Raw genomic sequence first — 25,466 nt, forward strand, 5'->3', positions numbered from 1 at the left:
CCGTCAACGCCATCGCGCCGGGCTATATCGCGACCAACAACACCCAGGCCCTGCGCGACGATCCCGACCGCTCTGCCGCGATCCTCGACCGCATCCCCGCCGGGCGTTGGGGCGATCCCGCGGATATAGGCGGGACGGCGGCCTTCCTCGCCTCCCCGGCGGCGACATACATCACCGGGGCCGTGCTCAACGTCGACGGCGGCTGGCTGGCGCGCTGAGCCTGCCTGATGCCGTGAAGGGGCCGCGTCGGAGGCGACGGGGCCTTTTCGTTTTGGGGCGCGCAACCTGTCATATCAATATTGCGAAAGAACTTTCTGCAGGTGCAAAATGGGCGGGGTTAAGTTGCTGTTATATTTAGGTAATAATGAAGTTTGCCGCCGTGCTTGACAGTTATCATACAAGTTGGGCATATATTGCGCAGGCAGACTCGACTCTGCCGACTGTCAGGGAGGACAAAACCATGTTTCGTATCACCACGTCCGCGCTTGCGCTTGCTATGATTGCCGCCCCCGCCATGGCCGAGACCTGGCGCACCTGGGCGATCCATCCCGAGGGCTACCCCAACGTGACCGCGCTCGAGAGCTTTGCCGAGGACGTTGCCGAAGCCACCGAGGGCCGCATCGAGCCGCAGGTCTATCCGGGTGGTGTTCTGGGCGCCCAGCCCGACGCCATCGAGCAGCTGCGTGCTGGCGCCATCGCCGTCGGCAATTTCAACATGGGACCGATGGGCGAGATCGTGCCCGCGACCAACGTGCTGTCGCTGCCGTTCATCTTCCGCGACGTCGATCACATGCACGCGGCGATGGATGGCGAGATCGGCCAGCGCTTCTCGGATGCTCTGTCGGAGGCGGGCATCGTGGCGCTGTCGTGGATGGATAGCGGCTCGCGCAGCTTCTACAACACCAAGAAGCCGATCATGACTCCCGCCGACATGGACGGACTGAAGTTCCGCGTCATGAGCAATGATCTCTATGTCCAGATGGTCGACAGCCTTGGCGGCAACGCCACGCCGATGGCCTATGGCGAGGTCTACCAGTCGCTCAAGACCGGCGTGATCGACGGGGCCGAGAACAACTACCCGAGCTTTGAATCCTCGAACCACTACGAGGTGGCGAAGTACTACTCGATCACCAACCACCTGATCATCCCCGAGTGCATCTGCGTCGCCAAGTCGGTGTGGGACGAGACCTCGCCCGAGGATCAGGAGCTGGTGCGCGAAGCGGCGATCGCCGCCGCCGAGGAGCAGCGCCAGCTCTGGGCCGAGCGCTCGGAGGCCTCCCGTGCCCAAGTCACCGAGGCCGGTGTCGAGATCAACGAAGTCGAGGATCCGATGGCGTTCCAGGACGCGATGGAGCCGGTCTATGCCAAGTTCATCGAGGCAAACCCGGATCTCGAGCAACTGATCCGCGACATCCAGGCTGTCGAGTAAGCACCGCTCGCACCCCGGCCTGCGGGCCGGGGTCTGCCGCAGCAAGTGGCCGCACTCGGGGCCGAATTGAGGGGAAGACGCGATGTTACCTCAGGACAAGGCGGTCGCCCATATGGGGCCCGTCGAGCGAGTGTTGGATCTGCTCGCCAAGGGCTGCGTCGGCGTGGCCGGGACCGGACTGGTCGTGCTGGTGGCGATCTTCGGCTGGCTGGTCTGGGGGCGCTACGTGATGAACGACACCCCCACATGGGTCGAGCAGGTGGCCCTGCTGCTGGTGGTCTGGATCACCTTCCTCGGCGGCGCTGCCGGCGTCTGGACGCAGAGCCACCTCTCGATCGACTTCGTCCGCGAGATGCTGCCGCCGGTCCTGCGCGTGCCGTTGCACTGGCTGGCGCTGGTGGGGATGCTGGTCTTCGGCATCGTGCTGTTCTGGCAGGGCTGGACGCTGGCGCAGAGCCTCTGGCCCCGCCGCGTCCCGATGCTGGGCATCAGCGAGGGGCTCCGGGCGGTGCCGATGGCGATCTGTGGCGCGCTGACGGCGGTTTTCACACTTTACCAAGCGGTGGCGCTGGCCACACGCAATACTTGACTGGCAAGGACTGAACCCATGGGTCTGGCACTTCTCTTCGGGCTGTTCTTCTTCGGCCTGCTGACCGGGATGCCGGTGGCCTTTGCGCTTGGGCTCGCGACGGTGGGAGGGTTCCTCTACGAGGGTCTGCCGCTCTTCATCGGCTTCCAGCGCGTGCTGTCGGGAATCTCGGTGTTCTCGCTGCTGGCGATCCCGTTCTTCATCTTCGCAGGCGAGCTGATGATGCAGGGTGGCATCGCCGGACGCCTCGTGCGCCTCGCGAGCTATGCCGTCGGCTGGATGCGCGGCGGGCTCGGCGTGGTCAACGTGGCATCGTCGATGCTGTTCGGCGGCATCTCGGGCTCGGCGGTGGCTGACACCTCCGCGCTCGGCTCGATCCTGATGCCGGTGATGAAGGAGAAGGGCTACGATGCCGACTACGCGGTCAACGTCACCGTGACGTCGTCGGTGGCCGGCGTGGTCATTCCGCCCTCGCACAACATGATCCTCTTCGCAGTGGCGGCGGGCGGCGTCTCGGTCTCAAAGCTGTTCATCGCGGGCATCGTGCCCGGCGTGCTGATGTGCCTCTGCCTCGGAGTCGTGGCCTACGTTGTCGCCGTCAAGCGCGGCTACCCGGCCGAGACCTTTCCCGGCTTCAAGTCGCTTGCGATTTCGACCATCGTCGCCCTGCCGGGCCTGATGACCGCGGTGATCATCGTGGGTGGCGTGCTCTCCGGCGTGATGACGGTCACCGAAAGCGGCGCCTTCGGCGCGATCTGGGCCATCCTCGTGACGGTGCTGGTCTACCGCGAGCTGACCTGGGAAAAGTTCCGCGCTGCCGTGGTGACCTCGGTGCGCACCACCGCGCTGGTGATGCTGCTGGTGGCGACGGCTTCGGCCTTCTCCTACCTTCTGACGCTCTATCGCGTGCCCGATCTGCTGGCGACCGCGGTGACCGGGATCTCTGACAATCCGATCATCATCCTTCTGCTGCTCAACCTCGTTCTGCTCGGTCTGGGGATGATCATGGACATGGCGGCGCTGATCCTGATCACCACGCCGATTTTCCTGCCGGTGGTCGTGGGCCTTGGCATGGACCCGATCCAGTTCGGTGTCATCCTGATGATGAACCTCGGGCTCGGCCTCTGTACCCCACCCGTGGGCGCCTGCCTCTTCGTCGGCTGCGTCGTCGGCGGGGTGCGCATTGACGAGGCAGTGCGGACGATCTGGCCCTTCTACCTTGCGATCTTCGGCGCGCTCATGCTGGTCACCTACGTGCCCGCCTTCTCGATGATCCTGCCGGGGCTGATGGAGTGACACAAATTATGAACCGGATTCTGATCACCGGCGCCGCCGGTGCCCTCGGCACCATGCTGCGCGACAAGCTGCGCGGCCAGGCAAGGATATTGCGCCTGTCGGATGTCGCCGAGATGCCACCCGCGGGCGCAGGCGAAGAGGTGGTGCCCTGCGACCTGAGTGATGGCGATGCGGTGATGCGGCTCGTCGAGGGCTGCGACGGCATCGTGCATCTTGGCGGCATCAGCGTCGAGCGCAGCTTCGACCTGATCGAGGCTGCCAACCTGCGCGGCGTCTACAATCTCTACGAGGCGGCACGGTTGCATGGGATGCCGCGCATCGTGTTCGCCTCCTCGAACCACACTATCGGCTTCCACGACCAGACCACGCGGCTCGACCACACGGCGCCTTACCGGCCAGATAGTCTCTACGGCGTGTCGAAGATCTTTGGCGAGGCGGTGGCTAGCCTCTACCACGACAAGTTCGGACAGGAGAGCGCGCTGGTGCGCATCGGCTTCTGCACGCCCAAGCCCGAGAACTGGCGCATCCTGTCGGTCTGGTTCAGCCATGACGATTTCGTCTCGTTGATCGAGGCGGTCTTCGCCGCGCCGCGGCTCGGTTGCACCATGGTCTGGGGTGTGTCGGCCAACGATCACGGCTGGTGGGACAATTCCCACGCGGGCTTCCTCGGTTGGCGGCCAAAGGACAACGCCGCCGCCTTCGCCGAAGAGATCGCCCGCACCGTCCCGCGCCCCGATCCGAACGACGCGATCGCCCGCTATCAGGGCGGCGTCTTCACTGATGAACCCATTCATCCATCCCGCAAGGAGGACTGACATGCTCGACGACACCTTCACCCCCCACGGCAAGCACCTGATCGCCGGCGCGTGGGTCGCCTCCGACGCGACCTTCCCCTCCGAGCCGGCGCACGGGCCCGCGCATGACTTCTCCGTCGGCACACCGGATCTGGTCGACCGCGCCTGCAAGGCCGCCGAGGAGGCCTTCTGGAGCTACGGCTACACCAGCCGTGAGCAGCGCGCCGCCTTCCTCGACGCCATCGCCGACGAGATCGAGGCCCGCGCCGAGGCGATCACCGCGATCGGCACCCAGGAGACCGGCCTGCCAGAGGCCCGGCTTCAGGGCGAGCGCGGCCGCACCACCGGCCAGCTGCGCCTGTTCGCCGAGCATATCCGCAAGGGCGACTACCTCGACCGCCGCCACGACGAGGCGCTGCCCGACCGCGCGCCGCTGCCGCGCCCCGACCTGCGCATGATGCAGCGTCCGATCGGCCCGGTGGCGGTGTTCGGCGCCTCGAACTTCCCGCTGGCCTTCTCCACCGCCGGCGGCGACACCGCCGCGGCGCTGGCCGCCGGTTGCCCGGTGGTGGTCAAGGGCCACTCCGCCCATCCCGGCACCGGCGAGATCGTCGCCGAGGCGATCCACGCCGCCATCGCGTCGTGCGGCATGCCCGAGGGCGTGTTTTCGCTGATCCAGGGCGGCAAGCGCGATGTCGGTCAGGCGCTGGTGCAGCACCCGCTGATCAAGGCGGTGGGCTTCACCGGCTCGCTGGGCGGCGGCCGGGCGCTCTTCGATCTCTGCGCCCAACGCCCCGAGCCGATCCCGTTCTTCGGCGAACTGGGCTCGGTCAACCCGATGTTCATCCTGCCCGAGGCGGCCCGCGCCCGCGGTGGCGAGATCGGCAGCGGCTGGGCCGGCTCGCTCACCATGGGCGCCGGCCAGTTCTGCACCAATCCCGGCATCGCGGTGATCGGCACCGGCGCCGAGGGCGATGCCTTCGTCGCCGCCGCGAAGGCGGCGCTGAGCGACGCGCCGGCGCAGGTCATGCTGACCGAGGGCATCGCGCAGGCCTATCGCGACGGCAAGGCCCGGTTCGACGGGCGCAACACGGTCAAGCCGGTGCTCACGACCGAGCCGGAGGGCCGCAACGCGACCCCCAACCTCTACGAGACCGACGCCGCCAGCTACCTGCAGGATCACGCGCTCGGCGAAGAGGTCTTCGGCCCGCTCGGGCTGGTGATCCGCGTCGCCTCCGACGACGAGCGCAGCGCGCTCGCCCGCGGTTTCGAAGGCCAGCTCACCGCCACCATCCACATGGACGAGGGCGACACCGCAGACGCCCGTGCGCTTCTGCCGATCCTCGAGCGCAAGGCCGGCCGGGTGCTGGTCAACGGCTTCCCCACCGGCGTCGAGGTCGCGGACACCATGGTCCATGGCGGGCCCTACCCGGCCAGCACGAACTTCGGCGCCACCTCCGTGGGCACGCTGTCGATCCGCCGCTTCCTGCGGCCGGTCTGCTACCAGAACATCCCTGAAGGTGTGCTGCCCGACGACCTGACCTGACCTTCCGCGGGGCGCGCCGCGCAAACGGCGCCCCGCTCTCAACCGGCCCGCTTTTCTTCTGGCCGAAAATATCCCGGGGTGAATTGGCCGCAGGCCAAGAGGGGCAGCGCCCCTGCACCCCGCCAATAGAGGACTGCCCAATGGACCCGCAACAGATCAAGACCGCCCTCGGATCGGGCCTTCTCTCCTTCCCGGTGACGCCCTTCGACGCCGAGAACCGCTTCGCCCCGGAGCCCTACAAGGCGCATGTGGAATGGCTCTCGGGCTATGACGCCCCGGTGCTCTTCGCCGCAGGCGGCACCGGTGAGTTCTTCTCGCTCACTCCCGAGGAGATCCCCACCATCGTCTCCGCCGCCAAGGAAGCCGCTGGCGACACCGCCATCGTCTCGGGCTGTGGCTACGGCACCGAGATCGCGGTCTCGATCGCGAAATCGGTCGAGAAGGCCGGCGGCGATGGCATCCTTCTGCTGCCGCACTACCTCATCGACGCGCCGCAGGAAGGGCTCTACGCGCACGTCAAGGCGGTCTGCGATGCGACCGGGATGGGAGTTATGGTCTACAACCGCGACAACGCGGTGCTGCAGGCCGACACGCTGGCCCGCCTCTGCGATGCCTGCCCCAACCTCGTGGGCTTCAAGGACGGCACCGGCGATATCGGCCTGGTGCGTCAGGTCACCGCCAAGATGGGCGACCGACTGACCTACCTTGGCGGGATGCCCACTGCCGAGCTTTTCGCCGAGGCCTATCTCGGCGCCGGTTTCACCACCTACAGCTCTGCCGTGTTCAATTTCGTCCCGCAGCTCGCCAACAAGTTCTACGCCGCGCTGCGGGCCGGCGACCGCGCCACCTGCGAGGGCATCCTCAAGAGCTTCTTCTACCCGTTCATGGAGCTGCGCGCCCGCCGCAAGGGCTACGCGGTCGCGGCCATCAAGGCGGGTGTCCGTCTCGCAGGCTTCGATGCCGGCCCGGTGCGCTCGCCGCTCTCGGATCTCACCGGCGAGGAGGAGGAGATCCTCAAGGACCTGATCGAGGCGCACAAATGAAGATTGCCGAGATCCGCACCCACCTGCTCGAGCACAAGCTCGACACCGCCTTCGAAAGCGCCTCGATGCGCTTCGACAAGCGGGCGCACCTGCTGGTCGAGGTGATCTGCGAGGACGGCACCACCGGCTGGGGCGAGGCGCTCGGCCCGGCCGGGCCCAACGCCGCCGCCATCGCAGCCTATGCCGGCTGGCTCAAGGGCATGAACTCGCTTGAGACCGAGAAGGTCTGGGCGACGCTTTACAACGTGTTGCGCGATCAGGGGCAGCGCGGGGTGACGGTGACGGCGCTTTCGGCCATCGACATCGCGCTCTGGGACATCAAGGGCAAGGCGCTTGGCCAGCCGGTCTCGGTGCTGCTGGGCGGGCGCTGGCGCGACAGCGTGCGCGCCTATGCCACCGGCTCGTTCAAGCGCGACGGGGTCGACCGGGTGTCCGACAATGCCGAGGAATGCGCCGGCCACGTCAAGGCCGGCTTCCAGGCGGTGAAGATCAAGATCGGCTTTGGCGTCGACGAGGATCTGCGGGTCATCGAGGCCGTGCGCGAGGCCATCGGGCCCAAGACCCGGCTGATGATCGACGCCAATCACGGCTACGACACGATCGAGGCGATCCGCCTCGGTCAAAGCGCGGCCAAATATGGCATCGACTGGTTCGAGGAGCCGGTGGTCCCCGAGCAGCTCGCCGCCTATCGCAAGGTCCGCGAAAGCCAGCCGATCCCGGTTGCGGGCGGCGAGACCTGGCACACCCGCTGGGGCTTTGCCGAGCCGCTAGCCTCGGGCTGCGTCGACATCGCCCAGCCGGATCTCTGCGGGGTCGGCGGCTTCACCGAGGCTCGGCGGGTGGCCGATCTCTGCACCCTGCACGGGGTGCGGCTGGTGCCACATGTCTGGGGCACCGCGGTGCAGATCGCGGCGGCGTTGCAGTTCATGGCGGCGATGGTGCCGAACCCAATGCGGGTGAACCCGGTCGAGCCGATTATGGAGTTCGACCGCACCCACAACCCGTTCCGGCAGGCGGTCGTGACGACCCCCATCGAGCACGAGCAGGGAGTCGTCCGCATCCCCGACGCGCCCGGCCTCGGCATCGAGATCGACCGTGCCGCGCTGACACGCTTTGCACCGGAGGCCGCATGATCGACCGCAAGCTCTCGGGAGCGAAGCCCCGGACGCCAATGCCGAAAGGCGCGGTGGACACCCAGATGCACATGTACCTGCCGGGCTTCGCCATGCGGGCGGATGGGGCGGGCCGCCCGGCCGATCCACTGCCGACCCCCGAGATGTATCGCGAGTCCATGCGCTGGCTCGGGCTCGACGCGGTGGTGGTCACCCAGGGCAATGCGCATGGCACCGACAATGCCAGCCTGCTGGCCTGCCTCGCCGAGATGGGCGACTGCGCCCGCGGTGTGGCAGTGATCACCCCAGAGACGACGGAAGCCGAGATCGCGCGGCTCTCCGACGGCGGCATCGTGGGGGCGCGGATCATGGACCTGCCCGGCGGCGCGGTCGGGCTCGACGCACTCGAGGCGGTGGATGCCATCGCCGCCGACGCCGGCTGGATGCTGGCGGTGCAGTTCGACGGTTCGGCCCTGCCGGAGCTCGAGCCGCGGCTCGCGGCGCTGAAATCGCGCTGGGTGCTGGACCACCATGCCAAGATCTTCGACGGCGCGACGCCCGCGCATGTCGATGTCATCAAGCGGCTGCTCGACGGCGGGCGCTGCTGGTTCAAGTTCGCGGGCTGCTACGAAAGCTCGCGCAGCGGCGGGCCGGATTTCCCCGACATCGCCGAGGTCGCGCGCGAGATCGGGGCGCACGCGCCGGACCGGATCGTCTGGGGCACCAACTGGCCGCACAACGCCGCACAAAAGACCGAGGACTATCCCGACGACGCCCATCTGCTCGATCTTGCGATGTCGTGGCTGCCCGATGACGAGGCGCGGCGCATGACACTGGTCGACACGCCGCGCGCGCTTTTCGGTTTCGCGCCGGCCTGAGGGGCCGACGCTTGGCGGGGGTCAGGCGGTTTCGGCCGCCAGCCCCGCCCGCACGACTTCCGCTCCGGCCATCATCAGCGGCCCGACGCCCTTGGCGTCATCGGCGACGATCTTCTCGCGCGTGTAATAGCCCGGCGAGCCGTCGCGATAGACACCTTCGAAACCACCGAGCCCCGCCACGTGGCAGATCCGGGTCAGCCGCGTCACGCCCTTGGTCTCTTCGAGCCGGGTCGCGACCAGCGCCTCCCACGCTCGCCGTCCCGCTGCCGCCTCGGGCGCGAGGTCCACGCGGGCGGCGCCGAGCAGGGCATAGGCGAACATCGCAGAGGCCGAGCTTTCCTCGTAATTGCCGTCCAGAGCCGGCGCGTCGAGGACCTGCGGCCAGAGCCCCGAGGGTGCCTGTTGCGCCACAATCGCGTCGAGCAGCGCCTTGGTGCGGGGCAGGGGCGCGCGCTCGGGGACGAGCTCGGCCAGATCGACCAGCGCCATGGCGAGCCAGCCCACCGCACGCGCCCAGACCGCGGCCGAGCGCCCGGTCTCGGGGTCGGCCCAGTCCTGCGCCCGCACCGCATCGTAGCCATGCACATAAAGCCCCGCCGGCCCCTCGGTGAGATCGAGCGCCCGCTCCAGCTGGGCCATGGCGTCGTCGATCAGTTCGGGCCGGTCGCGGCGCTGCGCGTATTCGACCTGAAACGGCAGGCCCATGTAGATGCCGTCGAGCCAGACCTGCTCGGGGTAGCGCTTCTTGTGCCAGTAATTGCCGGCTTGGGTGCGGGGATGACGGGCAAGCTGATCGGCCAGCCGGTCGGCGGCGGCCATGTAACGCGGGTCGCCGGTTTGATCGGCGAGGTGGAACAGGCAGCGCCCGGCGAGGATGTTGTCGATGTTGAACTCCTCCGGATCGAAGCCCTGCAACGTGCCATCGGCGGCGATCTGCGGGGCGGTCAGGCGCAACAGGTGGTCGCGCCAGCGCGCCTCGCCGGTGGCCCGGTGCAGCAGCACGAGACCGCGATAGATGCAGCCATCCTCGTAGCACCAGCGGCCGTCCTTGTAGGGCTCGTAGCGGCTGGCGTAGGCGTCGAAATAGGAGAAAGGGGTCATTGGCGCTCCGGGGCTCTGGCTGTTTCAAGGGCTTCGGCGGCGGTCAGCCCGCCGGGCTGGATCTGGAGGCCGGGCGCGATGACCTCGGCCTGTTCGGCAAGCAGGCCCGCGTGCCGGAGCGGGGTGATGCCCGCGGCCATCAGCGGTGGTACGGGTCGGGCCGCCGGGTCATGCGAGAGCACGCGCACCCGCTCGATCCGGATCGGCCCGAAGGGGGCTTCGGCGAGGCCGAGAAAGGCGCCGAGCGCGTGGGCCAGTCCGCTGATCTCGACGTCGGAGATCGCGATTCTGCCGACATGGGGCGTGCTTTCCCCGACTGGCGCGGGGGCGCGGTCTTGCACCCATGGGGCGTGGCCGTCCGCGTCGCAGAAATAGTGCCCGTTGGCTGCAAAGGCGGTCTGCACGCCCTCCATCGTGACGTCGTGAAAGCGGATGTCCTCGACCGCGCCGCCACGGCCGCGGCGGGTCTTGATGCGCAGGCCGCGGTCCGTGCCGCGCATTTCGCAGTGAGAGACGGTCACGTCGCGCACGCCGCCCGACATCTCCGATCCGATCACCACGCCACCATGGCCGCGCTCCATCAGGCAATGTTGCACCCTGATGCCGGTGGTGGGGCGCAGGTGGGCGCTTTCGCCATTGGGCCCGCGCTTGCCGGCTTTGATGGCGATGCAGTCGTCGCCGACCGAGAAATGCGTGCCGGTGATCTCGACATCCTCGCACATCTCGGGATTGAAGCCGTCGGTGTTGGGGCTGTCGTGCGGCGCCTCGATGCGCACCGCGGCGGCGGTAAGCCTTTGGCAGCCCTGGGGGTGGATCGTCCAGGACGGCGCGTTGCGGATGGTGAAGCCGAGCAGCGTGGTGTCGGTGCAGTCGATCAGGTGCAGGCCGCGCGGACGGCGCGCGCCCTGACGTGTCTCCTTTGGCCAGGTCCACCAGTCGCCCCGGTCACCGCCACCGTCGAGGGTACCCGGGCCGGAGATGGTGAGGTCGCTTGTGCCGATGGCGTGGAGCGGCGCGGCGAAGCAGGGCTCCGGCAGGCCCTCCCAGCTTCCGAGCATCTCGCCGTCCCGCCAGGCAGGCAGGATCGGCCAGCCTTCGCGGTCACGCGGCGCGGCAAGCACGGCGCCCTCGGCAAGGTGCAGCGTCATGCGGCTGCGCAGTTCCACCGGCCCGGCGACATAGCGCCCCAGCGGCACCAGCACCGTGCCGCCCTCGGGCACGGCGGCGATGGCCGCGGCGATGGCACGGGCCGTCTCGGCCGCCGCCTCGGGCGTGTCTGCCGTGTCTGGGATGGCGCCGTGATCGCGGATGTCCACCAACCCGGCGCACGGCGCGGTCTCGAAGGCGAAGGGTGCGAAGCCCTCCGCTTCGAGTTCGTAGCGCATGGCGGGCGCGAGGTCGTGCAGCGCGAGGCTCACCTGCGCCGCCACCCCCCGGGCGACCGTCTTCCCGGCGTGCGTCAGCTGCCAGGGAACAGCAGGAGAAAGCGTGTAGCGCGCGCCTGGCTGCGGCAGGCATAGGGCCACCGACCGCGCGGAACGCGCGGCAAATCGGATGCTGGGCATGGGTCGGACCTCGGGTCTGGAAAGAGGGCCGCCCCGGCGCGTGGCCGGGGCGGCCGGACGGTCAGGAGTCGAAGTCGCTCAGCACGTCGTTGGCGGCATCGATGATCGCTTCGGCAGCCTCGACCTCGTCGATCATGCCGTAGGAATACTCCTCGAGCGTGTCGATGAAGGCGCCGCGCAGCTCCGGATGCTCGTTGAAGGGCGAGATCGCCGGGCCGCTGGCCGCCATCGCGATCTCATGCGCCTTGACGATCTCGGGCTTGATCATGCCGGCCTCGATCAGCCGGTCCGCCGCCACTTTCGAGGCGGGCAGGCCGCGCGTGTCCTTGAGGGCATCGATGCCCTCTGGCTCGGTCAGCATGCAGTTCAGGATCTCTGCCGCCGCCTCCGGATTGTCGGAATTGCGCGAGATCGCGAACAGCATCGAGGGCTTGCGATACGCACCATCGGTCACCGCGTCCTCGAAGCGGATCGGGGTGACGCTGTCGATGGTCTGGCCCTCTTCGAGGGTGTCGGCATACTTGAAATAGGTCGTGTCCCACTCGTAGGAGCCGGCGATGCGGCCCTGTGCCCAGTCCTGTTTCTCGTAGAGATTGACGTTCCCCTCACCGGCCTCCTGCTGCTGGCTGCGCACCGCGCCGGTCTCGATCAGGCGGCCATAGAAGGCGATGCCTGCAGCCAGCTCTTCCGGCGTCCATGCGACGCGGTTGGTCTCGGGATCGACCAGATCCTTGCCGGTTTTCTGCACCACCGCCAGCGTCACCAGAAGCTGCGCGGTCTCCTTCACCGCGTTGAAGAGGTTGTAGCCCTCGCCCTGGCTTTCGCGGAGCGCGGCAGCGGCGGAGAAGAACTCTTCCCAAGTCGAGGGCACCGGAATGCCAGCCGCCTCGAGCGTGGTGGTGTTGAAGAAGAACACACGCCCCGTGGTCGACAACGGCAGGCCGTTGAGCTTGCCCTGCACGGTGACAGTGGCGAGCTGGTCATCGGACCATTGCGACAGGTCGATGGTCTCCGACAGCTCGGTCAGATCATAGAAGCCCTCGCCATCCTGCGAGAACAGCGGCAGCCACGGCCAGTTCACCTGCACGATATCGGCTTCGGTGCTTCCGGCCATCTGGGTGGTCAGCTTCTCGAGATAGCCGTCGAAGCCGGTGAATTCCGGCGCGACCGTGTGGCCGTATTTCTCGCCACAGACCTTGAGCGCCTCCTGCGTTGCGATGTGGCGGCTGTCGCCGCCCCACCACGACATGCGCAGATCGGCCGCGGTGGCCTGCGAGGCCAGCGTCAGCGCCAGCGCGGTTGTCAGATGCAGTTTCATCGGGGTCCTCCTCCCAAAGGGTCAGCCCTGCGCGCGCAGGGAGACATTGCGACCGCTGTCGCGGTCGAAGATGTGCATGTTGGCGGCCTCGGGCAGCAGCCGGATGGTGTCGAGCGAGCGGTCCATACGTTCGAACTCGGCGGCGCTGGCAACGGTGGTCACCTCACGCCCGTCGAGCAGGGCGTGGAGATAGACCTCGTGCCCCATGAACTCGACGCCGCGCAGCTGCGCCGAGAGCGCGCCGTTGATGCCGGTGGCCAACGCCAGATGCTGCGGCCGGATCCCCAGCGCGGCGCGCTCGGGCCGGGCCGTGAGCCTGCCGGTCAGCGCCTCGCCGAGCGGGATCACCTGCCCGCCGGTGCGGAAGTCGCTGCCATCCACGTGCCCCTCGATGACGTTCATCTCAGGGCTGCCGATGAAGCCCGCGACGAAGAGGTTGGCGGGCTGCTCGTAGAGCTCCTTCGGCGTCGCCACCTGCATGATGTGGCCGTCCTTCATCACGCAGATGCGGTCGCCCATGGTCATCGCCTCTGTCTGGTCGTGGGTGACATAGACCACCGTGCTGGCCATGCCCTCGCGCTTGAGGCGTTTGTGCAGGTCGGTGATCCGCACCCGCATCGAGGCCCGCAGCTTGGCATCGAGGTTCGACAGCGGCTCATCGAAGAGGAACACGTCCGGCTTCTTGATCAGCGCGCGACCGAGGGCCACGCGCTGCGCCTGGCCGCCCGAGAGCTGCTTGGGCAGCCGGTCGAGGAGCGGCTCGATCTCGAGGATCTTTGCGACCTCCTCGACCGCCTTCGCGGCCTCGGCCTTGGAAGCACCGCCGATGCGCAGCCCGAAGGCGAGGTTGGTGCGCACCTTCATATGCGGGTAAAGCGCGTAGTTCTGGAACACCATCGCAATGCCGCGCTTGCCCGGCTCGAGCGTGTTGACGATGCGGTCACCGATGCGGATTTCACCGGCGGTGATCTCCTCGAGCCCGGCGATCATCCGCAGCGTGGTGGACTTGGCGCAGCCCGAGGGCCCCACCAGCACCATGAACTCGCCTTCCTCGACATCGAGGTTGATCCCATGCACCGCCTTGAAGGCACCGCCATAGACCTTTTCGAGATTTCTCAGTTGAAGCCGTGCCATTATCCCTTGATTCCCCCTGCGGAAATGCCCTCGATGAAGTACTTCTGCGCCATGAAGAACACGGCCAGCGCGGGCGTGATGGTGAGCACCGACATGGCCAGAATGCGGTTCCATTCGAAGGCCTCGGTGGTGTCGATGGAGAGCTTCAGAGCGAGGCTCACCGGGTACTTGTCGACCGAGCTGATATAGATCAGCGGGCCGAGGAAATCGTTCATCGTCCACATGAACTGGAACAGGCAGACCGAGATCAGCGCCGGCGCCAGCATCGGGACGACCACGAAGAGCAGCGTCTGCCACGAGTTGCAGCCATCGACGCGGGCGGCCTGTTCCATGTCGTCGGGAATGGCGCGCAGGAACTGCACCAGCATGAAGACGAAGAACGCGTCGCCCGCCATCGCCGAGGGCACCCAGAGCGGCAGGAAGCTGTCGAGCCAGCCGAGCTCGCGGAAGAGGATGTATTGCGGGATCCGGGTGACCACGTTGGGCAGCAAGAGGATTGCGATGACGCTGCTGAACAGCAGTTTCTTAAGCGGGAAGTCGAACCGAGCGAAGCCGTAGGCCACCATGGTGCAGGAGATCGCCGTGCCGATGGTCTTGGGCAGGATGATCAGGAACGAATTCCAGAAGAAGCGCCCGAAGGTGTAGGGCGTCGAGGTCTCCCAGCCCTGCACGTAGCCCTCGGTGGTGGGCTCGCGCGGGATGAAGCCGGGGTTGGCGAAGATCTCGGCATTGGTCTTGAACGAGGCGCCGACCAGCCAGATCAGCGGGTAGAGCATGACCAGCCCGACGCCGAAGAGGATGGCGTAGCGCATGATCGCCGAAATCCGGGCCCGGCGCTGCTGGATGCGCTGGTGGCGGCGGGCCTCGGCAAGCGCGTCGGCTCCAGCGGTGAAGACGTCGGAGGCTTGTGAAATGTCGGTCATCGGCTCAGCTCCGCTTGTCGCCGGCATAGAAGACCCATTTCTTCGAGGACCAGAAGGCCACGAGGGTCAGCGCCATGATGATGAGGAAGAGCACCCACGCGATGGCCGAGGCATAGCCCATGTCGAAGCGCTTGAAGGCCTCGTCGTAGATGTAGAGCGGCAGCAGGTAGGTGGATTTGAGTGGCCCGCCCTGGGTGATGATGTAGGGGCCGTTGAACTCCTGGAAGGCTTGGACCATCTGCATGATCAGGTTGAAGAAGATCACCGGCGTGATCAGCGGGATGGTGATGAAGACGAAGCTGCGCAGCTTGCTCGCCCCGTCGATGGCGGCGGCCTCGTAGAGCGACTTGTCGATGCTCTGAAGCGCTGCGAGGAAGATCACCATCGCCGAGCCGAACTGCCAGCAGCGCAGCAGCGTGATGGTGAAAAGCGCGTTGGTGGGGTCGCCGAACCAGTTAACCGGCTCGATTCCGAACCACGCCAGCACCATGTTCACTAGCCCCTCGGTCGCGAAGATGTAGCGCCACAGCACCGCGATGGCGATCGATCCGCCGAGGATCGAGGGCACGTAGAAGGCGGTGCGGAATAGGTTGATGCAGCGCAGCTTGTAGTTGAGGATGTAGGCGATGAAGAGCGCGAAGGCGAGCTTCAGAGGCACCGTCAGGAACACGTAGAGCAACGTCACCGAGAGCGACCGGCGAAAGGTCCGGTCAGAGGTGAAAAGCTTGATATAGTTCTCCAGCCCCGTCCATTTCGGGGATCGCATCAGATTGTAATCGGTGAAGCTCAGATAGAATGATGCGATGAATGGAATCGCGGTGAACGCCATTAGCCCGATGATGTAGGGGCTCAGATAGATCAAGCCTAGAGCGCGTTTGCGGGTCATGGCGCGCCTCGCGAAATGGCTAAGTTTCCTGAGATAATAGTCACTTTCTCCTCCTTGAACTGCGGTTTGCGCCCGGCTTTCGGCGCTCTACCCGATGGCGCGGCGGGCCTCCTCCGGCCCGCAGCGTTGCGCCATCCGAAGTTGTATGATGAATTAGTGACAGATTGGGGGCGAGAGATAAATTGACGATCATGGGGGAAAACATGGACGAAATCGAAGGCGGTGTTCTGGCCCGGTTTCCTCCGGGCGCCCTGACGCTGACGCTCACCCGTGCGGCGATCCGGATGCAACACGCCACGACCTGGCGGATCGAGAAGGAAAACCCGGTCGAGGATCTTGTCATTGCGCTCGAGGGGCAGGGCCAGTACCGGATCGGGGGCCGGCTGCAAACGCTGTCTGCGGGCGAGGCGATGCTGCTGCCGCGTAACACGCCCTTCGAAGGCTGGAACGACGGGCCGGAGACCTATCTCGGCGTGGCGCAGCACTTCACCCTCTCGGCGCACGGGGCGCAGGATCTGATCGGACAGATGTGCTTGCGTCCGAAGGTGCGCCTCTCTCGCTGGGAGGTGCTCGGGCCGATGATCCGGCACTATAGGCAGAGCGCACCGCCGGCCTCGGTCACGTTGCCGCAGCATCACCTGTTCATGGTGATGCTGCTCTCGTTCGTCGACGATGCGTTTCTCGGCTGGCGCCAGGAGGCGGTGCCGGTGGATCCCGGCGCGGGCATCGATCTTGCGGTGATGAAGGCCGCGTCGCGGATCGCCGCCGCACCGCTGGAGGCGGAGATCGCCGCGCAGGTTGTCGAGCATGCGCCCTACAACCCCGACTATTTCCACCGCGCCTTCCGCGACCGGATCGGGCGCACGCCGAAGCAATACCAGGAATTCTGCCGCATCGAGCGGGCGGCGCACCTGCTGGAATCCGGCCTTGCCGTCGGCGCGGCAGGGGCCGAGGTCGGCTATGCTGATCCCTACTACTTCTCACGCTGCTTCAAGCGCATCATGGGGCTGAGCCCGCGTGCGCATCTGCGCCGGGTGGCGCTGTCGCGCGACGGGCAGCTGATGGGGTTGGACGAGCCCGAGCAGGAGGCCGCGCTTAGAGGAAATCGTCCCGGCGCGGGGTGAAGCAATCGACGAGCTGCCCGGCTTCGAGGCAGACGCAGCCGTGCCGCGCACCCGAGGGAATGACGAAGCTGTCGCCTGGCCCGACCTCGAACTCCTCCCCCGAGAGGTGAAAGCGAAAGCGCCCGCTTTCGACATAGGTCGACTGGACATGCGGGTGATTGTGCAGCGCGCCTTTGGCACCCTCTTCGAACCGGAAAGACACCACCATCAACTCGGGCGCGTCCGCCAGAACTTGGCGCTGCACGCCCGCGTCGGGCGAAACCACCGGGAAGGTCTTCAGGGGTTCAGTCATGATCCCTCCTTTCTGCGGCACGATCGGCCGTTTTGCAATATGTATGACGGATATGTATTACAGCCTGCGGCGCGTCAAGCCTTGCCGAAACTGCCGGCACGCAGCAGCCCCCGATAGCGTCCCTGGCTACCCTTGAGATGCTGGCGCATGGCGGCGCGGGCGGCGTCGTCATTCCCGTCGAGGATGGCGTTGACGATCTTGTGGTGCTCGGCCGAGATCACGTCGAGATATTCGCGCGGGACCGGCTCGGAGTCGCTCTCGGTGAGCACCTTCCGCGGGATCAGGCTCGATCCGATCATCGACAGGAAGTCGCCGAACCGCGGGTTGTTGGTAGCCTCGGCGATGGCCAGATGCAGGGCGAAATCGGCTTCGACCGTCAGTTCGCCGGCATTCGCGGCACGATCGACCTCGCGCAGGCAGCCGATGATGCCCTCTTCCTGCGCTGGCGAGCGGCGCAACGCGGCCAGTGCCGCGGCCTCGGCCTCGACCGCGGTGCGCAGCTCGAGCAGTTCAATCATCGAGGAGATGCGTACGAAGTCGATGTTCTGGAATGGCAATTCCACCGGGGCAGGGGGCGTGAGCACGAAGACCCCGGCGCCCTGTCGCGGCTCGACCAGCCCATCGGCGCGCAGCGAGGCGATCGCCTCGCGGATCACTGTCCGGCTGACGTTGAAGTCCTGCGTCATCTGCGCCTCGCTCGGGAGGCGCGTGCCCGGCGGATAGTTGCCAGCGCGGATCTGGTCGCGCAGCGCTTCGCGCACCGTCTCGACCAGCGTCCGCCCGTTTTCGGAGCGGTCAGAACGGCGCATCTTGGCTGGCATATCCATGGCTTGCTTGCTCACTTCTCATACAGGATGGCGTCATGAAGTATGACACCTGTCGAAAAACTTGTCCATGCGACTTCCGCGATGTGTGGTGACGGTTCTGTTTTCGTCGCGGACGCCAGAGATTGTTAAGAAACCTTGACAGATCATAACCTGTATAACAAGTATGTGGATGTGTATGACTGAAGGAGGCCGTCAGATTCGGCGGCAAGGGAGGGGAACATGCGGCTCGACAGGCGCCGCCTGAATGGCATTGCCGAACAGGGAATCTCGATCTTCGTGACCCTCTTCGGCCTCTTGATACTGACTTTCGTGATCGGGCGCATCATGCCGGTCGATCCGGTTCGCGCCATCGTCGGCGAGGACGCCACCCGCGAGGTATATGAAACCGTCTACCGCCAGCTCGGGCTCGACAAGCCGATGTGGCAGCAGTTCCTGCTCTACCTGCGGGACGTGGTGACGCTGGATTTCGGCACCTCGATCCGCACCGGTCAGCCTGTGCTTCAGGATATTGCCCGCGTGCTCCCAGCAACCATCGAGCTTGCCACCTTCGCCATCCTCATCGGTGCCGGTCTCGGCACGCCGCTCGGGGTGATCGCCGCGGTCAACAAGGACCGCTGGCCCGACCAGTTGATCCGGGTGATCAGCCTGATGGGTCACTCGATGCCGATCTTCTGGACCGGGATGATCGCGCTGCTGGTGTTTTATGCCAATCTCGGCTGGGTCGGCGGGTCTGGGCGGATGAGCCAGTTCTATATCGGGCTGGTGCCGGAGCGTACGAACTTCCTGCTGATCGACAGCGCGCTGGCCGGGGAATGGGAGGTGTTCCGCAGTGCCATCAACCACATCATCCTGCCGGCGGCGCTTCTGGGCTATTCCTCCTCGGCTTATATCACCCGCATGACCCGGAGCTTCATGCTCGACCAGCTGGGGCAGGAATATGTGACCACCGCGCGGGTCAAGGGGCTGAGCCGCCGCCAGACCGTGTGGCGCCACGCCTTCGGCAACATCCGCGTGCAGCTCGTGACCATCGTGGCGCTGGCCTATGGCGCGCTGCTCGAGGGGGCGGTGCTGATCGAGACGGTCTTCGCCTGGCCGGGCTTCGGCCAGTACCTGACCTCCAACCTGCTGATCGGAGACATGAATGCCGTGATGACCTGCGTGCTGATCGTGGGCGTCATCTTCATCGGGCTGAACATCCTCTCCGACATTCTTTACCGCGTATTCGACCCGAGGACGAGATGAGCATGACCCGCGACATACCCGCCCCCGCACCGCGCCGCCGGATGCCGCAGAGCCTGATCGCGGCCCGCAACATCGTGGCTTTCCTGACCCGCTCTCCCACCTCGCTCTTCGGGCTCGTGGTGCTGGCCCTGCTGATCCTCGTGGCGCTCTTCGCGCCGCTGATCGCGACGCATGACCCTTATGCGCAGGACTTGCAGGCGACCCTGCAGCCGCCCTCGGGCACGCATTTCTTCGGCACCGACGAGCTTGGCAGGGACATCTTCTCGCGGCTCGTCCACGGCTCGCGCATCACGCTCACGATCATCTCGCTGGTGACCGTTGTGGTAGGGCCGCTGGGCCTCTTCTTCGGCACCGTCGCCGGCTATTTCGGCGGCAAGGTCGACACCGTGCTGATGCGGATCACCGACATCTTCCTGTCCTTCCCCTCGCTGATCCTGTCGCTAGCCTTCGTCGCGGCCCTCGGACCGAGCCTCAACAATGCAATCATTGCCATCGCCCTGACCGCCTGGCCGCCGATCGCGCGGTTGGCACGGGCCGAGACCCTGACCTTTCGGCAGGCCGACTACATCTCGGCGGCGCGGCTTCAGGGGGCCTCCGCGGCGCGGATCATCTGGAAGAGCATCGTGCCGATGTGCCTGCCCTCGGTGACCATTCGCCTGACCCTCAACATGGCGACGGTGATCCTCACCGCGGCGGGGCTCGGCTTTCTCGGACTCGGCGCGCAACCGCCGCTGCCGGAATGGGGCGCGATGATCGCCACCGGGCGGCGCTACATGATCGACAGCTGGTGGCTGGTGACCTTCCCGGGCATCGCGATCCTCTGCGTCAGCCTCGCCTTCAACCTTCTGGGCGATGGCCTGCGCGACGCGCTCGATCCCAAGCAGATGAACAAGAGGTAATTCATGGACCCGGTTCTCGACATTCAACGGCTCTCGATCCGCTATGCCGGGGCGCCCGCGCCCGCGGTCAGGGACGTGAGCTTCACCCTCGGGCGTGAGCGGCTCGGCATCGTCGGCGAAAGCGGCTCGGGCAAATCCACCGTGGGGCGGGCGATCATGCGCCTGCTCGACACCGCCGAGATCACCGCCGACCGGATGCAGTTCGAGGAGGTCGACCTTCACAACGCGCCCGAAAGGCAGATGCTCGACGTGCGCGGCAAGCGTATGTCGATGATCCTGCAGGATCCGAAGTTCTCGCTGAACCCGATCCAGCGCTGCGGTCACCAGATCGCCGAGGCCTACCGCACTCATGTGAAATGCTCGAAATCCGAGGCCCGCGCACGGGCCATCGCGATGCTCGAGCAGGTGCATATCCGCGACCCCGAGCGGGTCTATGATCTCTATCCGCACGAGGTCTCGGGCGGCATGGGGCAGCGGGTGATGATCGCGATGATGCTGCTAACCGACCCCGACCTTGTGATCGCCGACGAGCCGACCTCGGCGCTCGACGTCACGGTGCGCCTGCAGGTGCTGCGCATCCTCGACGGGCTGGTGCGCGACAAGGGCATCGGGCTGATCATGATCAGCCATGACCTCAACCTCGTGCGGGCGTTCTGCGACCGGGTGCTGATCATGTATGCGGGACGGGTGGTCGAAGCGCTCGACGCGCGCGATCTCGACAACGCGCAGCACCCCTATTCGCGCGGACTGCTCGCGGCGCAGCCGCGCATCGGCGGCACCCGTGAGCCGCTGCCGGTGCTGGCGCGGCAGGACAGCTGGCTCGAACCCCTGGAGGCGCAGGCATGAAACCCATCACCATCGACAGGCTCGCGATCAGCTTCGGACCGGTCCGGGTGCTGCACGATGTCAGTTTCGACGTGGCCGCGGGCGAGTGCTTCGGGCTCGTGGGGGAATCCGGCTCGGGCAAATCGACGATCCTGCGCTGCGCCTCGATGCTGACCGATATCTGGGAGGGCAGGGTGCGCATCGAAGGTCAGGATGTGCGCAAGATGCCGGTGGCCGAGCGCTGCCGCACGGTGCAGATGGTCTTCCAGGATCCCTACGGCTCGCTGCACCCGCGCCACTCGATCCGCACCGCGCTGGACGAGGGCCTCCGGATCAATGGCTTCGACGACCGCGAGGCGCGACTGGCGCAGGCGATGCGCGACGTGGGTCTGCCGGTCGAGTTCCTCGACCGCTACCCACACCAGCTTTCGGGTGGTCAACGCCAGCGTGTCGCCATCGCCCGGGCGCTGATCCTTGAACCGGATGTGCTGTTCCTCGACGAGCCGACCTCGGCGCTCGACGTCTCGGTGCAGGCGGAGGTGCTGAACTTGCTGGTGCGGCTGCAACAGGAGAAGGGCTTCACCTACCTCATGGTGAGCCACGATCTCGCGGTGGTCGATCATATGTGTGACCGCTTCGCCATCATGCAGCACGGGCGCATCGTCGAAGTGCTTGACCGCGCGGCGATCACCGGCGGCGGGGCGACGCAGCCCTACGCCAAGCAGCTCATCGACGCGAGCCTCGAGTATGAAAGCGCGATCTGAACCACCCTTGCTGCCGGCGTTCCTCGAGCGCCGGCGGCAGGATCTGCCGATGTCCCTGGCCTTCGCCGCCGCGCGAGGGCCCTTTCGCGTCTGGCAGGAGCGGCTGGGTACGCTGTGGCGCGCGGAACTGCCCGAGTGCGATGCGCCCGCCGAGGGGCTGTGCGATGGGGAGAGCGTGACGCTTGCGTTTGCCACCGGTGCGAAGGCCGCAGGGGTGTTTCTGCGGCCCTCGGGTCCGGGTCCGCATCCGGCGGTCCTGCTTCTGCACGAGCATGGCGGCAGCTTCGATTGCGGCTGGGAGAAGATGGTCGACCTGCCAGCCTCGCAGAAGACGCGTGGGCGTCTCTACGAGGGGCGCGCGCCGGCGCAGGCGCTTCTCGAGGCCGGTTTCGCGGTGCTCTGCCTCGACGCTCCGGGCTGGGGCCAGCGCTGGCAGGGCGGGGCGGAGGCGCAGCAGGCGCTGGCGGCCAACGCCATGGGCCTCGGCTGGTCACTTGCGGGCCTTGTCGCGGCCGAGGACGTTCAGGCGGCGCTCTGGCTGGCACGACAGCCCGGCATCGATGCCGCTCGGATCGGCGCCTTCGGGTTCTCGTGGGGTGGATTCCGGGCGTGGCAGGTGGCGGCGCTCTGCGGCTTGGTCAAGGCGCATGCGAGCCTGTCATGGATGGCCTGCAGGGCCGATCTCATGCGCCCCGGAGCGCCGCTCTTGCGTGGGCAGTCGGCCTTCTGGATGCTGCATCCCGGCCTTGCTCATCAGGCTGATTTCCCCGACCTCGCAGGGCTTTGCGGGGCAAAGCCACAGTTCTATCGCTCCGGGCGCGGCGATCGGCACATGCCGGAGGGCAGCGTGGTGCGGGCGTGGGAGACGCTTTCGGCCATTGCCGCCGCAGCCGGCGCGCCGCAGCCCGACACCGGTTTTCACGATCATGCCCATACCTGCCCCTCGGAGACGCTTGACGAGGCGGTGGCGTTCCTGTCCCGTCAGCTCTGAGCCTCCGGGAGACCGGAAGCCGCAACCCGAACATGGCAAAACGAAAGGCGCGGGACTGGCCCGCGCCTTTCAGCGTCAGCGAGGTGCCGACGTCAGGGAGTCTTTGTGACGTCTTCGAAGCGGGTCACCCACGGGTCGACCACGATGCCCTCGATCCCGTCCTGATACGCGGCGGTGACGACGCGCTCGGAGAAAGGCTGAATCGAGGGTACGACCTCGTCGATGGTCTGCTGGATCTCCTTGTAGAGCTCGATCTGCCGGTCGCCGTCGGCCTCGACAAGCGCGGCCTCGATCTGCTGGTTCAGCCCTTCGTCGTAGAACGAGGTGCGCCAGCCCTGGTAGTTGGTCAGCCCCGCCGCGTCGGAGTTGTCGGGGTTGTAGATCAGCGCCCGCAGGTTGCTGTCCGGATGCGGCTGTTGGCCGCCACCGCCACGCCCGACGAGCAGCTCGAAATTGCGCTCGCGCATGGCGCCGTAGATCTGCCCGCCGTCGCCGGTGATGATCTCGGCATTGATCCCGGCCTGCGCCAGCGTGCCCTGGATCGCGGTGGCGCTGTCGAGGAACTGCTGGGTCGAGATCACCCGGATCGAGGTGTCGAACCCATCTGGGTAACCGGCTTCGGCAAGCAACGCCTTGGCCTTCTCGACGTCCAGCGCATAGCCCGGATCGGGCAGCAGGCCGAAGGCGCCGGAATTGATCGGGCGCTGCTTCTTCACGCCGAAGAAGGGCATGATTGCGCCGTTGATGCCGTCATAGTCGATCAGGTACCGCAGCGCCTCGCGCACCTTGGGGTCGGCGTATTTCTCGTCCTTTGCAGACGCGGCGAGGTAGTAGAACCCGGCCGAGGGCACGGTCTCGACGGTAATGTCCTCGTTGGCCTCGAGCGCCTTCAGATCCGGCGCAGCGAGCGAGAAGCCCACGTCGATATCGCCCTGCTCGAGTCCCAGACGTTGAGACTGGCTTTCGGGCAGGTGACGCATGAGCACGCGCGTCATCGCGGGGGCGTCATCCCAGAACTGCTCGTTGCGGGTCAGGATGACGTATTCGTTGGGCTGCCAGCGGGTCAACTCGAACGCGCCGGAGCCCGCGGCGTTGTTGGTGAGCCAGGCCTGCCCCCAGTCGCCGTTCTGCTCATGCTCCTTGACCATTTCGCTGTCGAGGATCGAGCCGCGCCCGGCCTCGGCGAGGTTCATCATGATCAGTTTGGGATCGTCCGGCTGCGGCAGGGTGAGAACGAAGGTTTTGTCATCCTCGGCGACGAAGTAGGTGTCGATGTCCTCGGTGACGAAGCCGCGCGATTTCAGCGCCGAGGCCTGCGCGAGGTTCAGCGTCAGGAGGCGCTTGAGGCTGTATTCCACGTCATACGCGGTGACCGGGTTGCCCGAGGCGAAGACGGCGTCGTCGCGCAGGGTAAAGGTTACGGACATGTTGTCGTCCGAGATCTCCCAGCTTTCCGCCAGTCGTGGCTCGAGCACGCGGGTCTCGGGGTTGAGATCGACGAGCGCGTCGTAGACGTTGTTCAGGATCTGGACGGCCTCGCCTCCCGTGATGGCCGCCGGGTCCATGGTCAGGACGTTGTTCATGTTGAACGCCACGATCAGCTGATCCTCGGGCGTTTCGGCCAGCACGGGGCTGGCCCCGGCCATCAGCACCGCCATCGCGGCGCTTGCAAGCAGATGTCTCATGTCTCCTCCCTCAGGTTTCGTGACATCGCGATGCGCGCGGCCTCAGGCCACGCGGTTGTTCTCGATATGGTCAAAATCGATGTCCTCGCCCAGACCGGGGCGGTCGGGCAGATGGACATAGCCATCCTCATCCATCGGGTCGGACAGCGATTTCAGGTAGTCGAACCCGTCATCGTATTCGAGGAACGGGTGCAGCAGGCCGCGCTCGTACCAGCGGCAATTGCGCACCGCGGCGACCACGTGAAGGTTCATCGCGGTGTTGCCGTGGACCTCGCAGTGCATCCCGAACGTCTCGGCCATGTGCAGGGTCTTGAGTGCGGGCGTGATGCCGCCCACGTCGTTGACCCCGGTGCGCAGGATGTCGCAGGCCTCGGCCTTGACCCATTCGGCGCGCTGCCAGTGCTTGCCGGCGGCGCTTTCGGGGCCGAGCACCGGAATGTCGAGCTGATCTGCCAGCCACTTGTAGGACGACATCGATTGCTCGTCCATCGGCTCTTCGATCCAGTCGAAGCCGAGCTTTTCCAGCCCGCGGCCCAGCTCCAGCGCGTCGGTGCGCGAATACCAGTGGAAGGCGTCGATCATCAGGCGGATGTCCGGCCCCACCGCCTCGCGCACGGCGGCGCAGGCCTTGAGGTCCATCTTCACGTCCGGCGACCAGCTCACCGGCGGCATCCAGGTGTGCAGCTTGATGCCCTTGTAGCCGCGCGCCACGAGCTTTTCTGCAAAGCGGCCGTAGTCCTCCGGCGTGGCAAGTCCGCCCTCGATCTCGTCGCCGCACATGGTCGAGCCGTAGGCCAGCACCTTGTCGCGATAGCCGCCGATCAGCTTGTAGACCGGCTGGCCTAGCGTGCGCCCGGCCAGATCCCAAAGCGCGCAATCGACCACCGCCAGCGTGCGGTCGGTCAGCTGCGCCGCCGAGCCGCGCTGCCAGTGGGCCAGATCCTGCCAAAGCCGCTCGCGGTCGCGGTGGTCTTGACCGATGAGCACCTTGCGGACGTATTTGTCGAGCACATGCGGACGCATCACCTCGGGTGGGGCAAAGCTGTGGCCCTCGTGGCCGTCCTCGGTGCGGATCGTCAGGATGCCCTGATGCACCTCGTGCTCGGGGCCCGGATGGGCGTGGCCAGCGCTGTCGGAATGGCGTCGCGTCTTGTGCCGGAACACCCGCGCGGTGACGTCGGTGATGATCACGTGTTGGTCCTC

The 25,466-nt window shown here is 66.5% G+C and carries 25 protein-coding genes; 15 read left to right on the forward strand and 10 right to left on the reverse strand.

Features of this window, described 5'->3' with window-relative positions:
- The 9 genes from LCM15_RS20895 to LCM15_RS20935 all read left to right on the forward strand — a co-directional run.
- Positions 1-218: SDR family oxidoreductase (locus tag LCM15_RS20895; protein ID WP_224859768.1), on the forward strand; the 218-nt coding region annotated here is incomplete at its 5' end.
- A 242-nt stretch (positions 219-460) separates the two neighbouring features.
- Positions 461-1,429 carry a TRAP transporter substrate-binding protein gene (locus LCM15_RS20900; RefSeq protein WP_224859769.1) on the forward strand — a complete coding sequence of 323 codons (969 nt, stop codon included), beginning with the start codon at positions 461-463 and terminating at the stop codon, positions 1,427-1,429.
- A gap of 130 nt (positions 1,430-1,559) precedes the next feature.
- Complete coding sequence (locus LCM15_RS20905; RefSeq protein ID WP_224859770.1) at positions 1,560-2,018, forward strand: TRAP transporter small permease; 459 nt, start codon at positions 1,560-1,562, stop codon at positions 2,016-2,018.
- A gap of 18 nt (positions 2,019-2,036) precedes the next feature.
- On the forward strand, positions 2,037-3,314 hold the full coding sequence (locus LCM15_RS20910) for a TRAP transporter large permease (RefSeq protein WP_224859771.1): 1,278 nt from the start codon (positions 2,037-2,039) through the stop codon (positions 3,312-3,314).
- 8 nt (positions 3,315-3,322) lie between these two features.
- Positions 3,323-4,129, forward strand: a complete 807-nt coding sequence (locus tag LCM15_RS20915) for an NAD-dependent epimerase/dehydratase family protein (RefSeq protein WP_224859772.1) — start codon at positions 3,323-3,325, stop codon at positions 4,127-4,129.
- A gap of 1 nt (position 4,130) precedes the next feature.
- Entirely contained in the window at positions 4,131-5,654 is a 1,524-nt protein-coding gene (locus LCM15_RS20920; protein WP_224859773.1) for an aldehyde dehydrogenase (NADP(+)), read from the forward strand.
- A gap of 140 nt (positions 5,655-5,794) precedes the next feature.
- Positions 5,795-6,697 (forward strand): 5-dehydro-4-deoxyglucarate dehydratase, encoded by a 903-nt coding sequence (gene kdgD / locus LCM15_RS20925; protein WP_224859774.1) that lies wholly within the window; start codon positions 5,795-5,797, stop codon positions 6,695-6,697.
- Entirely contained in the window at positions 6,694-7,830 is a 1,137-nt protein-coding gene (locus LCM15_RS20930; RefSeq protein ID WP_224859775.1) for a mandelate racemase/muconate lactonizing enzyme family protein, read from the forward strand. The genes kdgD and LCM15_RS20930 overlap by 4 nt, the downstream gene beginning before the upstream one ends.
- Complete coding sequence (locus tag LCM15_RS20935) at positions 7,827-8,687, forward strand: amidohydrolase family protein (protein WP_224859776.1); 861 nt, start codon at positions 7,827-7,829, stop codon at positions 8,685-8,687. Before LCM15_RS20930 ends, LCM15_RS20935 begins: the two co-directional genes overlap by 4 nt.
- 21 nt (positions 8,688-8,708) lie before the next feature.
- Here the strand turns inward: LCM15_RS20935 and LCM15_RS20940 are convergent, their stop codons facing one another.
- The 6 genes from LCM15_RS20940 to LCM15_RS20965 form a co-directional block, all read right to left on the reverse strand.
- A complete protein-coding gene (locus LCM15_RS20940; RefSeq protein WP_224859777.1) occupies positions 8,709-9,788 on the reverse strand; it encodes a glycoside hydrolase family 105 protein in 1,080 nt (359 codons plus the stop codon).
- Positions 9,785-11,206, reverse strand: coding sequence for a glycoside hydrolase family 28 protein (locus tag LCM15_RS20945; RefSeq protein WP_224859778.1), 1,422 nt, complete (start codon positions 11,204-11,206; stop codon positions 9,785-9,787). The genes LCM15_RS20940 and LCM15_RS20945 overlap by 4 nt, the downstream gene beginning before the upstream one ends.
- 208 nt (positions 11,207-11,414) lie before the next feature.
- Positions 11,415-12,671, reverse strand: a complete 1,257-nt coding sequence (locus LCM15_RS20950) for an ABC transporter substrate-binding protein (RefSeq protein WP_224859779.1) — start codon at positions 12,669-12,671, stop codon at positions 11,415-11,417.
- A 21-nt stretch (positions 12,672-12,692) separates the two neighbouring features.
- Entirely contained in the window at positions 12,693-13,805 is a 1,113-nt protein-coding gene (locus LCM15_RS20955; RefSeq protein WP_224859780.1) for an ABC transporter ATP-binding protein, read from the reverse strand.
- The gene (locus LCM15_RS20960; protein ID WP_224859781.1) at positions 13,805-14,728 is read right to left on the reverse strand and encodes a carbohydrate ABC transporter permease; all 924 of its coding nucleotides are present in this window, start codon (positions 14,726-14,728) and stop codon (positions 13,805-13,807) included. The genes LCM15_RS20955 and LCM15_RS20960 overlap by 1 nt, the downstream gene beginning before the upstream one ends.
- Positions 14,729-14,732: 4 nt before the next feature.
- The gene (locus LCM15_RS20965; protein ID WP_224859782.1) at positions 14,733-15,614 is read right to left on the reverse strand and encodes a carbohydrate ABC transporter permease; all 882 of its coding nucleotides are present in this window, start codon (positions 15,612-15,614) and stop codon (positions 14,733-14,735) included.
- A gap of 203 nt (positions 15,615-15,817) precedes the next feature.
- Between LCM15_RS20965 and LCM15_RS20970 the strand changes: the two genes are divergently transcribed.
- Positions 15,818-16,738, forward strand: coding sequence for an AraC family transcriptional regulator (locus tag LCM15_RS20970; RefSeq protein WP_224859783.1), 921 nt, complete (start codon positions 15,818-15,820; stop codon positions 16,736-16,738).
- On the opposite strand, the gene LCM15_RS20975 is transcribed toward LCM15_RS20970, so the two are convergent.
- Positions 16,710-17,030, reverse strand: a complete 321-nt coding sequence (locus LCM15_RS20975; RefSeq protein WP_224859784.1) for a cupin domain-containing protein — start codon at positions 17,028-17,030, stop codon at positions 16,710-16,712. The two genes, LCM15_RS20970 and LCM15_RS20975, sit on opposite strands and share 29 nt — an antisense overlap.
- 74 nt (positions 17,031-17,104) lie before the next feature.
- Entirely contained in the window at positions 17,105-17,839 is a 735-nt protein-coding gene (locus tag LCM15_RS20980; RefSeq protein WP_224859785.1) for a FadR/GntR family transcriptional regulator, read from the reverse strand.
- A 237-nt stretch (positions 17,840-18,076) separates the two neighbouring features.
- On the opposite strand from LCM15_RS20980, the gene LCM15_RS20985 reads away from it, so the two are divergent.
- The 5 genes from LCM15_RS20985 to LCM15_RS21005 are packed head-to-tail and all read left to right on the forward strand — an operon-like array spanning position 18,077 to position 22,578.
- Positions 18,077-19,099 carry an ABC transporter permease gene (locus LCM15_RS20985; RefSeq protein ID WP_224859786.1) on the forward strand — a complete coding sequence of 341 codons (1,023 nt, stop codon included), beginning with the start codon at positions 18,077-18,079 and terminating at the stop codon, positions 19,097-19,099.
- Complete coding sequence (locus LCM15_RS20990; RefSeq protein WP_412103309.1) at positions 19,096-19,998, forward strand: ABC transporter permease; 903 nt, start codon at positions 19,096-19,098, stop codon at positions 19,996-19,998. The genes LCM15_RS20985 and LCM15_RS20990 overlap by 4 nt, the downstream gene beginning before the upstream one ends.
- 3 nt (positions 19,999-20,001) lie before the next feature.
- Complete coding sequence (locus LCM15_RS20995; RefSeq protein ID WP_224859787.1) at positions 20,002-20,844, forward strand: ABC transporter ATP-binding protein; 843 nt, start codon at positions 20,002-20,004, stop codon at positions 20,842-20,844.
- Entirely contained in the window at positions 20,841-21,587 is a 747-nt protein-coding gene (locus LCM15_RS21000) for an ABC transporter ATP-binding protein (protein ID WP_224859788.1), read from the forward strand. Before LCM15_RS20995 ends, LCM15_RS21000 begins: the two co-directional genes overlap by 4 nt.
- Before the next feature lie 49 nt (positions 21,588-21,636).
- Positions 21,637-22,578, forward strand: a complete 942-nt coding sequence (locus LCM15_RS21005; RefSeq protein ID WP_224859789.1) for a dienelactone hydrolase family protein — start codon at positions 21,637-21,639, stop codon at positions 22,576-22,578.
- Positions 22,579-22,670: 92 nt separating this feature from the next.
- Here the strand turns inward: LCM15_RS21005 and LCM15_RS21010 are convergent, their stop codons facing one another.
- A complete protein-coding gene (locus LCM15_RS21010; protein WP_224859790.1) occupies positions 22,671-24,263 on the reverse strand; it encodes an ABC transporter substrate-binding protein in 1,593 nt (530 codons plus the stop codon).
- A 42-nt stretch (positions 24,264-24,305) separates the two neighbouring features.
- A complete protein-coding gene (locus LCM15_RS21015) occupies positions 24,306-25,454 on the reverse strand; it encodes a mandelate racemase family protein (RefSeq protein WP_224859791.1) in 1,149 nt (382 codons plus the stop codon).
- Positions 25,455-25,466 lie beyond the last annotated feature (12 nt).

It is taken from the genome of Salipiger bermudensis, from assembly GCF_020171625.1.
GTDB lineage: Bacteria > Pseudomonadota > Alphaproteobacteria > Rhodobacterales > Rhodobacteraceae > Salipiger > Salipiger bermudensis_B.

Coding starts and splice junctions, on each gene's coding strand:
- LCM15_RS20900 (WP_224859769.1), top strand. CDS start 461: ATGTTTCGTATCACCACGTCCGCGCTTGCGCTTGCTATGATTGCCGCC.
- LCM15_RS20910 (WP_224859771.1), top strand. CDS start 2,037: ATGGGTCTGGCACTTCTCTTCGGGCTGTTCTTCTTCGGCCTGCTGACC.
- LCM15_RS20915 (WP_224859772.1), top strand. CDS start 3,323: ATGAACCGGATTCTGATCACCGGCGCCGCCGGTGCCCTCGGCACCATG.
- LCM15_RS20920 (WP_224859773.1), top strand. CDS start 4,131: ATGCTCGACGACACCTTCACCCCCCACGGCAAGCACCTGATCGCCGGC.
- kdgD (WP_224859774.1), top strand. CDS start 5,795: ATGGACCCGCAACAGATCAAGACCGCCCTCGGATCGGGCCTTCTCTCC.
- LCM15_RS20930 (WP_224859775.1), top strand. CDS start 6,694: ATGAAGATTGCCGAGATCCGCACCCACCTGCTCGAGCACAAGCTCGAC.
- LCM15_RS20935 (WP_224859776.1), top strand. CDS start 7,827: ATGATCGACCGCAAGCTCTCGGGAGCGAAGCCCCGGACGCCAATGCCG.
- LCM15_RS20940 (WP_224859777.1), bottom strand. CDS start 9,788: ATGACCCCTTTCTCCTATTTCGACGCCTACGCCAGCCGCTACGAGCCC.
- LCM15_RS20950 (WP_224859779.1), bottom strand. CDS start 12,671: ATGAAACTGCATCTGACAACCGCGCTGGCGCTGACGCTGGCCTCGCAG.
- LCM15_RS20955 (WP_224859780.1), bottom strand. CDS start 13,805: ATGGCACGGCTTCAACTGAGAAATCTCGAAAAGGTCTATGGCGGTGCC.
- LCM15_RS20960 (WP_224859781.1), bottom strand. CDS start 14,728: ATGACCGACATTTCACAAGCCTCCGACGTCTTCACCGCTGGAGCCGAC.
- LCM15_RS20965 (WP_224859782.1), bottom strand. CDS start 15,614: ATGACCCGCAAACGCGCTCTAGGCTTGATCTATCTGAGCCCCTACATC.
- LCM15_RS20970 (WP_224859783.1), top strand. CDS start 15,818: ATGGACGAAATCGAAGGCGGTGTTCTGGCCCGGTTTCCTCCGGGCGCC.
- LCM15_RS20975 (WP_224859784.1), bottom strand. CDS start 17,030: ATGACTGAACCCCTGAAGACCTTCCCGGTGGTTTCGCCCGACGCGGGC.
- LCM15_RS20980 (WP_224859785.1), bottom strand. CDS start 17,839: ATGCGCCGTTCTGACCGCTCCGAAAACGGGCGGACGCTGGTCGAGACG.
- LCM15_RS20985 (WP_224859786.1), top strand. CDS start 18,077: ATGCGGCTCGACAGGCGCCGCCTGAATGGCATTGCCGAACAGGGAATC.
- LCM15_RS20990 (WP_412103309.1), top strand. CDS start 19,096: ATGAGCATGACCCGCGACATACCCGCCCCCGCACCGCGCCGCCGGATG.
- LCM15_RS20995 (WP_224859787.1), top strand. CDS start 20,002: ATGGACCCGGTTCTCGACATTCAACGGCTCTCGATCCGCTATGCCGGG.
- LCM15_RS21000 (WP_224859788.1), top strand. CDS start 20,841: ATGAAACCCATCACCATCGACAGGCTCGCGATCAGCTTCGGACCGGTC.
- LCM15_RS21005 (WP_224859789.1), top strand. CDS start 21,637: ATGTCCCTGGCCTTCGCCGCCGCGCGAGGGCCCTTTCGCGTCTGGCAG.
- LCM15_RS21010 (WP_224859790.1), bottom strand. CDS start 24,263: ATGAGACATCTGCTTGCAAGCGCCGCGATGGCGGTGCTGATGGCCGGG.